Annotated in this window: 10 protein-coding genes and 2 pseudogenes; 3 read left to right on the top strand and 9 right to left on the bottom strand. The window is 66.9% G+C overall.

From position 1 onward, the window contains the following. Window positions 1-21 precede the first annotated feature (21 nt). Window positions 22-2214 (bottom strand): acyl-CoA dehydrogenase, encoded by a 2193-nt coding sequence (locus ABIA30_RS21780; RefSeq protein ID WP_370069226.1) that lies wholly within the window; start codon window positions 2212-2214, stop codon window positions 22-24. 90 nt (window positions 2215-2304) lie between these two features. Here ABIA30_RS21780 and ABIA30_RS21775 point away from each other — a divergent pair, with 90 nt between their 5' ends. Together ABIA30_RS21775 and ABIA30_RS21770 are read left to right on the top strand one after the other, a co-directional pair. Then, window positions 2305-3528: an alpha/beta hydrolase fold domain-containing protein gene (locus tag ABIA30_RS21775; RefSeq protein WP_370069224.1), complete on the top strand. Its 1224-nt coding sequence runs from the start codon at window positions 2305-2307 to the stop codon at window positions 3526-3528. Window positions 3529-3552: 24 nt separating this feature from the next. Then, a complete protein-coding gene (locus ABIA30_RS21770; RefSeq protein WP_370069222.1) occupies window positions 3553-4974 on the top strand; it encodes a wax ester/triacylglycerol synthase family O-acyltransferase in 1422 nt (473 codons plus the stop codon). 9 nt (window positions 4975-4983) lie between these two features. Here ABIA30_RS21770 and ABIA30_RS21765 read toward each other — a convergent pair whose 3' ends face one another. The 4 genes from ABIA30_RS21765 to ABIA30_RS21750 are packed head-to-tail and all read right to left on the bottom strand — an operon-like array spanning window position 4984 to window position 9944. Beyond that, window positions 4984-6399 (bottom strand): FAD-binding oxidoreductase, encoded by a 1416-nt coding sequence (locus ABIA30_RS21765; protein WP_370069220.1) that lies wholly within the window; start codon window positions 6397-6399, stop codon window positions 4984-4986. After that, window positions 6369-7595: an alpha/beta hydrolase fold domain-containing protein gene (locus ABIA30_RS21760; protein ID WP_370069218.1), complete on the bottom strand. Its 1227-nt coding sequence runs from the start codon at window positions 7593-7595 to the stop codon at window positions 6369-6371. Before ABIA30_RS21760 ends, ABIA30_RS21765 begins: the two co-directional genes overlap by 31 nt. After that, on the bottom strand, window positions 7585-9189 hold the full coding sequence (fadD12, locus tag ABIA30_RS21755) for an acyl-CoA ligase FadD12 (protein ID WP_370069421.1): 1605 nt from the start codon (window positions 9187-9189) through the stop codon (window positions 7585-7587). The genes ABIA30_RS21760 and fadD12 overlap by 11 nt, the downstream gene beginning before the upstream one ends. 11 nt (window positions 9190-9200) lie before the next feature. Further along, a complete protein-coding gene (locus ABIA30_RS21750) occupies window positions 9201-9944 on the bottom strand; it encodes a lysophospholipid acyltransferase family protein (protein ID WP_370069419.1) in 744 nt (247 codons plus the stop codon). Window positions 9945-10101: 157 nt separating this feature from the next. Between ABIA30_RS21750 and ABIA30_RS21745 the strand changes: the two genes are divergently transcribed. Then, the gene (locus tag ABIA30_RS21745; protein ID WP_370069216.1) at window positions 10102-10881 is read left to right on the top strand and encodes a crotonase/enoyl-CoA hydratase family protein; all 780 of its coding nucleotides are present in this window, start codon (window positions 10102-10104) and stop codon (window positions 10879-10881) included. Between the two features lie 7 nt (window positions 10882-10888). On the opposite strand, the gene ABIA30_RS21740 is transcribed toward ABIA30_RS21745, so the two are convergent. The 4 genes and pseudogenes from ABIA30_RS21740 to ABIA30_RS21725 all read right to left on the bottom strand — a co-directional run. Next, window positions 10889-11347 carry a hypothetical protein gene (locus ABIA30_RS21740; RefSeq protein ID WP_370069214.1) on the bottom strand — a complete coding sequence of 153 codons (459 nt, stop codon included), beginning with the start codon at window positions 11345-11347 and terminating at the stop codon, window positions 10889-10891. 42 nt (window positions 11348-11389) lie between these two features. Then, window positions 11390-11872: a hypothetical protein gene (locus ABIA30_RS21735; RefSeq protein ID WP_370069212.1), complete on the bottom strand. Its 483-nt coding sequence runs from the start codon at window positions 11870-11872 to the stop codon at window positions 11390-11392. Window positions 11873-11973: 101 nt separating this feature from the next. Next, window positions 11974-12417, bottom strand: a pseudogene (locus tag ABIA30_RS21730) (acyl-CoA dehydrogenase family protein); the annotation flags it as partial. Between the two features lie 573 nt (window positions 12418-12990). After that, a pseudogene (locus tag ABIA30_RS21725) lies at window positions 12991-14109 on the bottom strand (acyl-CoA dehydrogenase family protein); the annotation flags it as partial. Between the last annotated feature and the right edge of the window lie 69 nt (window positions 14110-14178).

Raw genomic sequence — 14178 nt, 5'->3', positions numbered from 1 at the left:
TCGACTCGTGACCCCCATCGGCTACTTCAGCAGCGGGTCGCGCGGCAGTCCGAGGATTCGTTCGGCGATGGTGTTCCGAGTGATCTCCGAGGTGCCGCCGGCGATGGTCATCGCGCGATATCCGAGGTAGGACTGTGTCAGCGCGGGCAGCTGACCGACCACTGCGGCCGGGCCCGCCAGCTCCATGGCCAACTCGGTCAGGCGCTGCCCCTGCTCGGCAACCACCAGCTTCGTCACGTTGCCCTCTGGGCCGGCCTCGGCGCCGGCGATGGCCCGGCTGATCCGACGCAGATTCAGCAATCGGAGGGTGTGTCCTTCGGCCAGTACCTCACCGGCTCGTCGCACGTAGCGGTCGCCCTCGGGCGTGGAGTCCAGCAGCGCGATCAGGTCGTCGGCGGTGAACCCGGTCTGCGCGCCCGAACCACCGCCGATCGACATGCGCTCGTTGCCCAGCGTCGCGCGCGCGACCAGCCAGCCCTTGTTCACCTCGCCCACCACATCGGAGTCCGGCACGAACACCTCGTCGAAGAACACCTCGTTGAAATGCGCGTGACCGGTCAGGCCCTTGAGCGGATTCACCGTGACACCAGGGGCTTTCATGTCGATCGCCATCATGGTGACGCCGGCGTGCTTGGGGGCGTCGGGGTCCGTGCGGACCGTGGCCAGGCCCCACTGGCAGATGTGCGCCAGGCTGGTCCACACCTTCTGTCCGGTCACCAGCCACCCGCCGTCGACCTTCTTGGCACCGGTGCGCACCGCGGCGGCGTCCGAGCCCGCGCCTGGTTCGGAGAACAACTGGCACCACATGATCTCGCCGCGCAGCACCGGTTCGACCCAGCGCTGCCGCTGGTCGTCGTTGCCGGCCTGGGCGATAGTCAGGGTGACCCAGCCGGTGATGCCCAGGTCGGGCCGCTGCGTGGCTTCGCGGTCCCCCCCGCTCGCCACGCTCGTGCCCCCTGGGCCGAACTCCTCTTCGATGGCCAGCTGTTCCAGCACGCCGGCGCCGCGACCCCAGGGGGTGGGCCAGTGCGGCACCAGATACCCCGAGTCGACGAGGTAGTCGCGGCGTCGGTCCTCCGGCAGTGCGCGCAGCGCCGCCACCGCCTCGCGGGCCGCGGCCCGATATTCCTCGGCCTCGGCCGGGAGCGCGAACGACGCTCCGTGGGCTTGCCCGGCGCGCTGGGCCTCGACGACGTCGATCAGTGGGTCAGCCCCGGCGGCGGTCACCGCGGCCAGGGTGCGGGCCCGCCGCAGGTACAGGTGCGCGTCATGTTCCCAGGTGAAGCCGATGCCGCCGTGCAGCTGAATGTTGTTCTCCGCGTTGAAGATCTGGGTCCGAATGGCATGTGCGGCGGCAACCGCCGCACCGAATCGCGCGTCCTCCAGATTGTCGGCGCGGGCTGCATCCCAGACGGCGGCGGTGGTCAGCTCGGCGTTGACCAGCATGTTGGCGGCGTGGTGCTTGACCGCCTGGAAGGTACCGATGGTACGGCCGAACTGTTCACGCACCTTTGCGTATTCGACCGCCATGTCCAACGCGGCCCAGCTGACCCCGACCGCTTCGGCGGCAGCCAGGATGCGAAATGCGGTGTGTGCCTTGGCTGCAGCCCCACGAAGCACCGCGACGGCAGTGGCGCTGTCGAGCGCCACGCTGCCGATGCTGCGTGTGGTGTCCATCGAGTCCAGTGCCGTGATGCTGACCCCGGGGTCCGCGGCGTCGACGATGACGACGTCGTCACCGGCGACCAGGACCAGCAGCGCGGCATCCGGTGCGCCCAGCACCGCGGGGCTCTTGCCGAACACGGTGTCGCTGTTGATGTGTATGTGGCCGGACAGCCCCAGCGCGGCCACCGTGCTGCCCGCCGCCAGTCCCGGAAGTAGTTGGGCGCGTAGCGATTCCGGCGCACATTCGGTGATGACCGTGGCGGCAGCCACGGTCGGCAGGAAGGGGCCGGGGCACAGCTCGCGTCCCTGGGCCTCCAGCACCACGGCCAGCTCCGGTAGCCCGAAGCCGGACCCGCCGTACTGCTCGGGGATGGCCAGCCCCTGCCAGCCAAGTTCGGCCGCGGCGGTCCACAACTTCTCCGGGTGGGCAGGCGCGCCATCCAAGGTGGCGCGGGCGGCGGCCCGACTTCCGGCCCGGTGCAGTAGGCCGACGGCGGCGTCGGCCAGATCGCGGTGTTCGTCGGTGATTGCCAGCGCTGAGGTGCCCACGGCTCTAACTGTAAACACGACGGGAAGGCCCTGGTTGGGACCTCCATGGCTGTGAGATGGTTCACAAAGGGCCGGGTGTACGCTCGCGCAATGACGGCTCGACCGGACAACGGCTACCCCGCCCCGACGCTGGCCACTCGGCTTCGCTGGTTTATGCGGGCGCGACCTTCCGACCACATGTTGGCCATGAGTGTCGCGGCGGCGAACTTGCCGGTGATCGGCAAGCACCTCCAACCCCTGGGCGGGGCCACCGCAATGACCCTGTGGGGGATGCGGCACGTGCCGGGCTTCTGGGCCTCGACGACGCATTCACTGTTCACTCCTGGCGTGGCCGAACTCCGCCAGCAGGAACGGGACTGCACCAACGAGGTGACCCGCGCCGCACTGCACGGCGTGGTGCCCGATGAGGCGCTCGACATCGAGTGGCCCGAGCCCGAGCGCACCCCGCCGTTCTGGAAGGCGTTCGAGCACCGGCGCAACGTCTACCGGACGTCGGTGCAGTACGGCGACAGTCCGTCGCAGTTGCTGGATGTGTGGCGCTCGGCCGAATTGCCCAACGAGCCGGCACCGGTACTGATCTACCTGCCGGGCGGGGCCTGGGTGCACGGCAGCCGGCTGCTGCAGGGTTATGCGCTGATGAACCACCTGGCCGAGCAGGGTTGGGTGTGCTTGTCCATCGACTACCGCGTGGCGCCGAATCACCGTTGGCCGCAGCACCTCACGGATGTCAAGAGCGCGATCGCCTGGGCCCGGGCCAACGTCGACAAGTTCGGCGGCAACCGTAACTTCATCGCCATCTCCGGCGGCTCGGCCGGTGGGCACCTAGCCGCTCTGGCTGGGCTGACCCCCAATGATCCGGAGTTGCAGGCCGATCTGCCGGCCGGTTCGGACACCTCCGTCGATGCGGTGGTCGGCATCTACGGCCGGTACGACTGGGAGGACCGTTCCACCCAGGAGCGGGCGGACTTCGTCGACTTCCTGGAGCGCGTCGTGGTCCGGCGCAGCATCGACAAACATCCGGAGATCTTCCGGGCCGCCTCGCCGATCGCCCGGGTACACCGGGATGCGCCGCCGTTCCTGGTGATCCACGGCAGCGGCGACACCGTCATTCCCGTGCAGCAGGCCCGCGACTTCGTCCAGAAACTCAGGTCGGTTTCGGAGTCCGCGGTCAGCTATGTCGAATTGCCCGGTGCGGGTCACGGTTTCGACATGACCGACGGCGCGCGGACCGGAACGATGGCCACTGCCATAGGGTTGTTCCTCAGTGAGGTGCACCGTAACCAGGCTGAGCAGTCTGTCGAAGCCGCTATCTAGCCTCTCCAGTAGGGGGTTCTGCCTGTGAAGCGACTGAGTGGCTGGGATGCGTTCCTGCTGTACACGGAAACGCCCAACGTGCACATGCACACGCTCAAGATCGCCGTCATCGACGTCTCCGCGATGGGTGACCGCAAACTCGGGATCGACGAGTTCCGAGGGGTCATCGCCGATCGGCTCTACAAGCTGGACCCGTTCCGCTATCAGCTGGTGGACATCCCGATGAAGTTCCACCATCCGATGTGGCGGGAGAACTGCGACGTCGACCTGGAGTACCACATCCGGCCGTGGACGCTGCCCGCGCCGGGAACCCGGCGTCAGCTCGACGAGGCCATCGGTCAGATCGCCAGCACTCCGCTGGACCGCAGCCGACCGTTGTGGGAGATGTACTTCGTCGAGGGCTTGGAGAACGGCCGGATCGCCGCCGTCGGCAAGGTCCATCACGCGCTGGCCGACGGCGTTGCCTCGGCAAACCTGTTGGCGCGCAGCATGGATCTGTGGGACGAGGGCCCGGAGACCGACGACCACTCGTATGCGACCGACCCGGCGCCGTCTAGCGGTGAGCTGATCCGCTCGGCGTTCGCCGACCACATGCGGCAGATCAAGAAGTTCCCGGGACTGATGAAGTACACCGCCGACGGTATGGGCCGGGTGCGCAAGAGCAACCGTAAGCTCTCGCCGGAACTGACCCGGCCGTTCACCGCGCCGCCGAGTTTCATGAACCACGTACTGACACCCGAACGACGTTTCGCCACAGCGACTTTGGCGCTCGCCGATGTCAAGGAAACCAGCAAGAAACTGGGCGTCACCATCAACGACCTGGTGCTGTCGATGTCCTCGGGTGCGCTGCGCGAACTGCTGCTCAAGTACGACGGCGTGGCTGACCATCCACTGCTCGCGTCGGTGCCGATGGCCTTCGACTTTTCACCAGATCGTATCTCCGGCAACAGGTTCAGTGGTGTGCTGGTGGCGTTGCCGGTCGACGTCGACGACACCGCCGAGCGGGTTCGGCAGGCACGGCGTGCAGCCGACCTCGCCAAGGAGGGGCATCACCTGGTCGGCCCGGAACTGGTGGCGCGGTGGGCGGCGTACATGCCGCCCGCGCCGGTGGAGGCGATGTTCCGGCGGCTGTCGGCGCTCGACGGGCAGAACAAGGTGCTGAACCTGAACATCTCCAACGTCCCCGGGCCACGGGAACGTGGTGAGGTCGGTGATGCGGTGATCACCGAGATCTACTCGGTGGGACCGCTGACCGCGGGCAGTGGGCTGAACATCACGGTGTGGAGTTACGTGGACCAGCTCAACATCTCGGTGCTCGCCGACGGTGCCACCGTCGACGACCCACACGAGGTGACCGACGCGATGATCGCCGATTTCAAGAAAATCCGTTCTGTGGCAGGACTTTCCGATGAGCTGACGGTCGTCGAGACCGCCATGGCGCAGTAGCGGCCGGTGTCAGCGTAGGACGGCGCCGGGGTTCAGGATGCCAGCCGGATCCAGCGCATCCTTGATCCGGCGGGACAGCGCGATCACTTCATCGCCGACCTGTCGGGGCAGCCAGTCGCGCTTGAGCCTGCCGACCCCATGCTCGCCGGTAATGGTGCCGCCCAACGTGATTGCCAAGCCGATGATCTGGTCGAATGCCGTCTGGGCGCGTGCGGTCAGGGCCGGATCGTTCTTGTCGTACACGATCACGGGGTGGGTGTTGCCGTCGCCGGCGTGCGCCACGACGCCGATGAGGACCTGGCATTCGGTGGCGATGCGGTTCACACCGGTCAGCATCGCGGGCAGTGCCGGCAACGGGACGGTGACGTCCTCCAGGAGGTAGTCGCCGAGTGCCATCAATGCCGGGCCGGCCAGTCGCCGGGCCGCCGTGAAGGCCTGCCCTTCATCGGCGTCGTCGGTGGCAAAAACCTCTGTGGCATGGCATGTTTCGCAGGCTGTGACGATGTGCTGCACCTCTTCGGCAGCCGCTCCGGGTGCATCGGACTGAACCAGCAGCAGCGCCGCAGCGGTGCGGTCCAGGCCCATACTGCGGTAGTCCTCGACGGCGTTGATGCAGGTGCGGTCCATCAGTTCCAGCATGGACGGGCGAAACCGGCCGGAGATCATGACCACGGCATCGGCAGCGTCCTGTACCGAATTGAACAGTGCGACAACGGTGGAGGCCGGTGGCCCCGTCGGGATCAGCCGCAGGGTGACTTCGGTGATCACCCCGAGCACGCCCTCTGAGCCGACGAACAGTTTGGTCAGTGACAGTCCCGCAACGTCTTTCAGTCGCGGGCCGCCGAGCCGCACCGCCGTCCCATCGGCCAGTACCACCTGCAGCCCCAGCACGTAGTCGCCGGTGACGCCGTACTTGACGCAACACAGTCCGCCGGCGTTCGTCGCTGCGTTACCGCCGATCGATGAAATGTCCACCGACCCGGGATCCGGCGGGTACCACAGGCCGTGCTGTGCGGCCGCCCGCTTGACTTCGGCATTCATGACCCCGGGTTGCACCACTGCGGTTCGGGTGGCCGGGTCGATGCAAATCCCTTGCATCCGTTCGGTACTCAGGATCATCCCGCCGTCGACGGCGGTGGCTCCACCGGACAGCCCGGAACCGGCGCCGCGCGGCACGACGGGGATGTGATGGACGCTGGCCCACCGCAGCACCGCCTGGACGTCCTCGGTGCTGCCGGCCCGGATCACGGCCAACGGCCGGCCGGCATTCGGATCGGCGGCGGCGTCGCGGCGATACGCTTCGACCAGGTCGACATCCGTCAGGACCGTGCCCTCAGGCAGTTGGCCGATCAACTCGACCAGGCGGGAGTCCTCGGCGTGCCCGGCCACCGCGGTCAGCTTTCCGCCCGGCCCGCCCGCACCCATTCCAGAAAACGTCCGATCGCCTGGGCGGTGTAGTGCCCGTGTGCCGAACCGAACACGTCGAAGGCGTGCTGGGCGTACGGAATCTCCGCGTACGCCACCGGAGCCTTGGACACCTGGCGCAGGGCGGTCACGAAATTACGCCCTTCCTCGACTGGGATCAGCGTGTCGTTGGTGCCGTGGAGCACGAAAAACGGTGGGGCGTCTGGGTTCACCCGCGAGATCGACGATGCGTCCAAGAAGGTTTGCGGGTCGGCGGAATATTTCTTCTTGACGATCAATCGCTGCAAGACGTGCATCATTTCCTTGCGGCCGACGCCGTCGAAGCTGAACCAGTCGTACCGGCCGTACACCGGGACCGCGGCGACCACCGAGGTATCGGCATCCTCGAAACCGGGCTGCCACTGGGGATCTCCGGGCGTCAGTGCCGCCAGCGAGGACAGATGGCCGCCTGCCGAGCCACCGGTGATCGCCACGAAGTCGGGGTCGCCGCCGTACTCGGCGATGTGTTCTTTGACCCAGGCCAGCGCCTGCTTCACGTCGATGATGTGGGCCGGCCAGACATGCTTCGGGCTGACTCGATAACCGATCGACACACAGATCCAGCCCCGCTCGGCCAGATGACTCATCAAGGGGTACGCCTGCGGTCGGTGGTTGCCGAGCATCCAGCCGCCACCGGGCACCTGCAACAGCACCGGCGCCTTACCGTCCCGCGGTAGATCGGGACGGCGCCAGATGTCGGCGACGTTGGCCTTGTGCGGGCCGTAGTGCACGGTGTCACGGACGTAACTGCGTCTGGTCAGGGTGGTACGCACCACGCCGCCCGGGCGGGGCGCCTTGGGGTCGGTCAGTCCGTGATAGCCGTCGCCCATCAGTTCGCGCAAGGGCTCTTCGAAGGCGGAGCGTGAGCGCCGGCCCCGGTTGATGATGAGCAGCAGGATGGCCCAGGCAATTGCGGTGATGCCCAAGGAAATCCGGCCGCTGGTGCCGGTGAAGGCGCCGCGCCGGCCACGGCGCACGGCGTCGAGCGCGGACGCACCCAGCACGACGTTGGCGGCCTCACTGGTCGGCCAACCGTAGGCAAAGACATACAGGCCAAGAGTTCCCGAGCGGCTCAGCGGTGCGGCCGCGTTGATGGCGTTGACCAGTTCGGCAACGGCGCGCAACAGGGTGAGGCGCCCGGAACGCTTACGCGCCATCGGCCAGTGCCTGCAGTTCGCGGCGGTCGATCTTGCCGGTGCTGTTGCGAGGAAGCTCGGGCAGCACTGTGATTGACCGGGGCACTTTGTAATTCGCCAGATTTTCCCGTACGTAGGCCTTCAGTGCGTCCGGTGTGGTGTCACCGGACAGCACGACGAATGCCGCCAGGCGCTGGCCGTACTGCTCGTCGTCCACACCCAGCACGGTAGCCTCGGCCACATCAGGGTGGGTGGACAGGGTCTTCTCGACCTCTATCGGGTAGATGTTCTCGCCACCGGAGACGATCATCTCGTCATCGCGGCCCACCACGAACAACCGGCCGGCGGCGTCGAGATATCCGACATCGCCCGAGGACATGTAGTCGTGGTGGAAGTCCTTTGTGGCGCCCGAGGTGTAACCGTCGAACTGGGTCGAGTTACGCACGTAGATGGTGCCGACCTCGCCGGTGGGCAGCTCGTGGAAGTCGGCGTCCAGGATCCGGATGTCGGTGCCCTCGGCGGGGCGGCCCGCGGTGTCCGGGGCGGCCCGCAGATCGGCTGGGGTCGCGGTGGCGATCATGCCGGCCTCGGTGGCGTTGTAGTTGTTGTAGATGACGTCGCCGAACTGGTCCATGAACGCGATGACCACGTCGGGGCGCATCCGGGAACCGGAGGCCGCGGCGAACCGCAGTGAGCGTCCGCTGAAGCGACCCCGCACCTCGTCGGGCAGTTCCATGATCCGGTCGAACATCACCGGCACCACACACAATCCGGTGGCCTGATACTTGTCAACCAGGGCCAGCGTGGCCTTCGGGTCGAACTTGCGCCGGGTGACGATGGTGCATGCCATCGAGGCGGCGAACGCCAGTTGCGAGAAGCCCCAGGCGTGGAACATCGGCGCGACGATCACCGTGGTCTCCTCGGCGCGCCACGGCGTGCGATCCAGGATGGCCTTGAGAGTTTCCGGCCCGCCGCCGGAATGCTTGGCGCCCTTGGGGGTTCCGGTGGTTCCGGACGTCAGCAGGATGACGCGGCTCTTGATCCCGGAGCGCTTGGGTGTGAGGCCGGCGTATTCGGCGATCAGGCCTTCGACTGTGTGGCCGTGGTCGTCACGGTCGGTCCAGGCGACGATCCGGGTGACCCGCCTGCCCTCTACGGCGCGGTCGACGGTGGCGGTGAACTCTTCGTCGAAGATCACCACGTCGACGTTTTCGCGGCTGACCACCTCGGCCAGTGCCGGACCGGCGAAAGAAGTGTTGAGCAGCAACACATCTGCGCCGATACGGTTGGCCGCGATCAACGATTCGACGAACCCGCGGTGGTTGCGCGCCATGATGCCGATGACCTTGGCCGACGGCAAGGACTGCAGCGCCGCAGCCAATGCGTCACTGCGCCGGTCGATCTCGCTCCAGGTCAGGGTGCCTAACTCGTCGATCAGTCCCGGACGGTTCGGGCAGCGCTGTGCCGCACTGGCGAAACCCGAGGTGATGCCCATGTTTTCCCGGGCCATCGCCGCGGCGATGCGCAGATACTTGTCCGGCCGTAGCGGAGCGATGATGCCCGCCCGGGCCATGGTGCTGACCAGACCGGCAGTCGTGGAGAGTCGGTCGACGATGGCCACGGTCGTCAGCCCACCACTGGGAAACGACGTTCTTCGGCGAGTGCGTCGAGTGCCTCCTGCATGACGGCACGGACCTTGGCGTCGACCGCATCGATGTCGGGGTCCTCGCCGAACTCGGCCTCGATGTCGATGGGCGGCAGCACCTGCATGACGATCTTCGAGGGCAGCGGCACGTTGAAGGGGAGTACCGCAGACAAGCCGAACGGCAGGCCGAGGGACAGCGGCACGACCTTGGTGCGGGCGGCCCGGGCGATCGGGCCGAGGGCCTTGGCGATGCCCTCGCCGCGGGTCAGGAACAGCTGGGTCTCCTGGCCGCCGATGCCCACCATGGGCACGATCGGGACGCCGGCGTTGATCGCGGCCTTCACGTAGCCCTTGCGCCCGTCGAAGTCGATCTTGTTGGCGTCGACCGACGGCCGGTAGGAGTCGTAGTCCCCGCCGGGGAACACCACGACCAGACCGCCCGAGCGCAGCGATTCGTCGGCATTCTCATGGCTGGCGAGGATGAAGCCGGTCTTGCGGAAAAAGTCGCCGGTGGGGCCAACCATCAGCATGGCGTGGCTGAGGGTGTAGACCGGCCGCTCGTAGCCGTACTTCTCGTAGAAGTCGGCCGCGAATATCGGTACGTCCATCGGCAGCATGCCGCCGGAATGGTTGCTCACCACCAGGGCGCCGCCCAAGGGAACGTTCTCCAAGCCACGCACCTCAGACCGGTGATAGGTCTTCAGGAAGGGGCGGAGAATTCCCATGACCTTCTCAGTTAGACCCGGGTCGAATTTGGTGATTTCAGGTAGCTTGACCACGGGTTTCCTCCAAGAACTCGGTCAGAACTAGAACACGTTCTAATTTAGCCATGTTATCGGGCTGACGGACGCTGATCAGCCACGAGTGACTAGCATCACCGCGGTGACTGAAGAAGCCAACCGCGACGACGCTGTTCTCGTTGAACAGCGCGACCGCATATTGATCATCACCATCAACCGCCCGGAAGCCAAGAACGCTGTCAATTCAGCGGTCAGTCAGGGCTTGGCGGCCGCCATGGACCGCCTCGACGAGGACCCGACGCTGTCGGTCGGCGTGGTGACCGGAGCGGGCGGTTCGTTCTGCGCGGGCATGGACCTGAAGGCCTTCGCCAAGGGCGAGAACATGTTGGTGCCGGGCCGTGGCCTGGGCTTCACCGAACGCCCGTCGGTCAAGCCGCTGATCGCTGCCGTCGAGGGCTACGCCCTGGCCGGGGGTACCGAGCTGGCACTGGCGACGGACCTGATCGTGGCGTCGAACGCATCGGCGTTCGGTATCCCCGAAGTCAAGCGCGGCCTGGTGGCCGGCGGCGGTGGCCTGCTGCGACTACCGCAGCGCATCCCGTACGCCATCGCCATGGAGCTCGCCCTCACCGGTGACAGCCTGACCGCCCAGCGCGCTCACGAGCTGGGCCTGGTCAATGTCCTCACCGAGCCCGGCGCCGCGTTGGAAGGCGCACTGGCGTTGGCGGAGAAGATCACCGCCAACGGCCCGCTGGCGGTGGCTGCCACCAAGCGGATCATCGTGGAGTCCCGTGATTGGTCCGACGAGGAGAAGTGGACCAAGCAGATGGCCATCCTCGGGCCGGTCTTCATGTCCAAGGACGCACGGGAAGGCGCCGTGGCCTTCGCCGAGAAGCGCGCCCCGAACTGGATTGGCAGCTGACGCCGATCTATACCGGGCAGACCTTTTCCACCCAATTGTTGATCGTCTTGCTGTAGTCGTTCTTCTTCGGGTCGGTCTGCTTGAGGCCGCCGGTGCTGACGAAGTGCTCGACCGCCTCCCGGACGTTGTCGGGGGGACTGAAGCTCTCGATGGTGTCGGCGGCCTTGCGGTTGTCGTCACTGTTGGCGCCCGACACCAGGTTGAGGGTGGCGCCGGTGAGTTTGAGGCAGTCGCCGCCGCTCAGCTGCCCGGGTCCCGGTGGCGGCGGAGGTGCCGGCCGGGTGGCGGAGATCGACGGCGGGGACGCCGCATCCGTGGGGGCGGTCTGCGCCGGTGTCGGGGCCTGGCTCGGACTCGCGGTGTCCGGTGGAGTCGAGCTGGGCGCGGTTGGGTACTTGTTGCCGGAGCAGCCGGCCAGTAGGAGTGCGGCCAGCGCCGCTGCGGTGATCTTCGCCCGATGGGACATGTGCTTTTTCTACCGGGTGCGGGCCGGGCTCGGCCAACAGGGTCAGACGGCCGCGATGAAATTAGTGCTGTAGAACTCCCGCGGCGCCTGCGAATGCGCCGACGGTCGATCGACCGCGATCCACATGCCGGTGGTGCCGGGGGCGATGGCGGTCTGCAGCGTGGTGCTGCCGACGCCCATCTCGTCGGTGTTCAATGCACTGCTGGTGATGCCTGGGTCGCCGGTCCCGCAGCCCAGCGCGGCGTACGGCGCGGGAATCAGTCGGACGATGTACTGCGCATTGACGGTGCCGGCGGTCATGTCGACGCGCGCCACGGCGGTATGGCCGTCAGAGGTGATCTCGGCAGCGAGCGGTGAGGTCATGCCGGCGAACTTCGCGTATTCGACCTGTTGGAAGCTGCAGCTGCGCATGTTCGCGAACAGGGTCATCCGGTGGGTTTGCGCTGCGGAAGCGGGGGCGGCGAGCGCTGTTGGAACGGTGGTGCAGACAGCGAGCGCAGCGATCGCGCCGCTCAATTTAGACATGTGTCGAGTTTTCCCTGGTACGGCCGGTACCGCAGTTGCCGCCGTCACAAGTCGGCGCATCACACGTTTGCGTCAGATAATGACTTAGGTCACAACACCTTTCATACTCGGCCCACCGTCACATCCCACGGGTCTGCCGCCGTCACCAACTCTGCCAATCGGCGCGCATGCCACCGGGTGCTGCCGAATTCCCCGGCCCAACTGCGGGCGGCCATGGTGGACCGCCACAGCGGATGCTCGGCGGTGGTCCCGATGGCGCCGTGCAGTTGGTGGGCGATGGTGGTGACCGGAGCGACGGCGCGGCCGACCGCGACCTTGGCTGCGTGCACCGCGTAGCTGGTGCGGGGGTTGGCGAAGCCGTAATCATCCGCCGCAGTTGTCGCCAATATAGTTGCCGCACGGGCATATTCGATCTCACCGAGCATCGCGGCCAACGAATGCTGGACGGCCTGGAACGCTTCGAGTGGACGGCCGAACTGTTCGCGGGTACCGACATGTGCGACGGTCCGCGCGGCGGCCGCATCGAACGCCCCGACGATCTGGACGCAGCGGGCCCACGCCCCGCGGATCTGCAGTTCGTCGGCCACGGCAAGGGCCAGTTCGGACGTGTCTGCGGTATCGAATTGCATGGTGGCACAGGGTTCGCCGGCGAGATTGACGTGGTCGGCGGTGATCCGGCCGGCGTCCAGGAGCGCGACGTGCAGCGTGGTCGATCCGCGGGCCGCCAGCACCACCGGACCGCAACGGGGCCAGCGGACATCCGTTGCGAGGCCTGAAGATCCGTCGGCGATCGCGACGGTCAACGGTCCGGCTTCCGGGACGGTCAGCCCGGCTTCGGTCGCCAACCAGCTTGCCAGTACATCAGTTTCGGCCAGCGGTACCGCGGCTGCGTGTCGGGCGAGTGCGCCCAGCACCACGGCGGAGGCGGCGGGGCCGGCGTCCTCGGTGCTGCTGAGCCGGGTCAGTCCGGAGTTCTCGAGGTTGCGCCACACGGTGTCGTCGAATGCGACCGGACGGGTGCGGTTGTCCGATCCGCGTTGACCGATCTGGTCGGCAAGCTCGTACAGTTCGAGGTGCGTACCGGAAATCGGTTGTCCAACTGCTGATTTCGCCGCGTCCTTGGCGACGATGCCGCGCAGCACCTCGTTGGTCCCGCCGCGCAGGGTGAACAACGGCGCGTGCACCCGCGCGGTGTCGAGCAGAGCCAGCAGCCGCGGCCGGTCGGGGCCGTCGTAACAGTCCAGGAGGTCAGCGGCGATCTCGACGGATTCTTGCTCGAATCGGGTGCCCAGGTCTTTCACCTGTGCGGCGCGGGCCGCGGCATCGTGACCTGCGGTCAGGTCTCGGGCGACCGACACCGACAATTGTCGCAGGGAGATCAGCCGCGCCACCAGTGCGCCGATCTCGGCGTCGGCTGTGTTGCGCAGTGCCTTCGTGACGGCGAAAAGCATTGTGGCAGTCGATAGGAAGCGCTCAGGCCCGCTGCGCTCGTAGCCTAGCTCGGAGGTGACCTGATGCCATCCGTCACCGACGTTGCCGAGCAGATCCGCGTCGGTCAATTGGACGTCGTCGAACATCACCTCGTTGAAGTGGTGCTCGCCGTTCATCTGGATGATCGGGTCGATGGTGATACCTGGCGCGTCTGTCGGCACGATGAACTGGCTGAAACCGGCGTGCCGGTGCTTGGGGTCCGATGCGCTGGTGCGGGCCAGTACCACGATCTGATGGGCGAGATGGGCGCCGCTGGTCCACACCTTGGTGCCGCCCAGGATCCAGCCGTTGTCGGTGCGGGTGGCGCGGGTGCTGATCGCGGCCAGGTCTGATCCGGCGCCGTGCTCGCTCATGCCGATCGCCGAATAGAGTGTGCCGGAGGCAATTCGGGGCAATAGCCGACGGCGCTGGTCCTCGGTTCCGTAGGCCAGCAGGCCCGGCGCCACCTGGCGGTCGGCGATCCAGTGCGCAGCGACCGGCGCGCCGTGGGCGAGCAGTTCCTCGGTCACCACGTAGCGGTGCAGGTGACTCAGTCCGTGTCCGCCGTATTCGGTCGGGATGGTCAGCCCGACGAAACCGGCCCCGGCCAGGCGGACGCTGAAATCGGCGTCCCACCGGGACAGCCAACAGTCCACCTCGGGATGCCAGCCGAACTGGTCGGCGTCGTCGGCCAAGAACTCACGTATCCGGTCCCGCAACCGGGCGAGATCGCCGTCATCGGCCCGCAATACGTCGAAATCGGTCACGGAGCGACAGTAGTCGTGAGTGGCCCGAACTGTCGGGGGGTCACGGCATACTCGCGTGGATCGATCGTA

Origin of the sequence: Mycobacterium sp. MAA66 (genome assembly GCF_041261665.1) — a bacterium.
Classification (GTDB): Bacteria; Actinomycetota; Actinomycetes; order Mycobacteriales; family Mycobacteriaceae; genus Mycobacterium.
Note: the sequence above shows the minus strand (reverse complement) of the source record. Positions and strands in the feature narration are given on the sequence as shown.

Excerpts from the sequence above, each read along its gene's own strand:
- ABIA30_RS21775 (WP_370069224.1), top strand. The coding sequence starts at position 2,305 with ATGACGGCTCGACCGGACAACGGCTACCCCGCCCCGACGCTGGCCACT.
- ABIA30_RS21765 (WP_370069220.1), bottom strand. The coding sequence starts at position 6,399 with ATGGGTGCGGGCGGGCCGGGCGGAAAGCTGACCGCGGTGGCCGGGCAC.
- ABIA30_RS21760 (WP_370069218.1), bottom strand. The coding sequence starts at position 7,595 with ATGGCGCGTAAGCGTTCCGGGCGCCTCACCCTGTTGCGCGCCGTTGCC.
- ABIA30_RS21750 (WP_370069419.1), bottom strand. The coding sequence starts at position 9,944 with ATGGGAATTCTCCGCCCCTTCCTGAAGACCTATCACCGGTCTGAGGTG.
- ABIA30_RS21740 (WP_370069214.1), bottom strand. The coding sequence starts at position 11,347 with ATGTCCCATCGGGCGAAGATCACCGCAGCGGCGCTGGCCGCACTCCTA.
- ABIA30_RS21735 (WP_370069212.1), bottom strand. The coding sequence starts at position 11,872 with ATGTCTAAATTGAGCGGCGCGATCGCTGCGCTCGCTGTCTGCACCACC.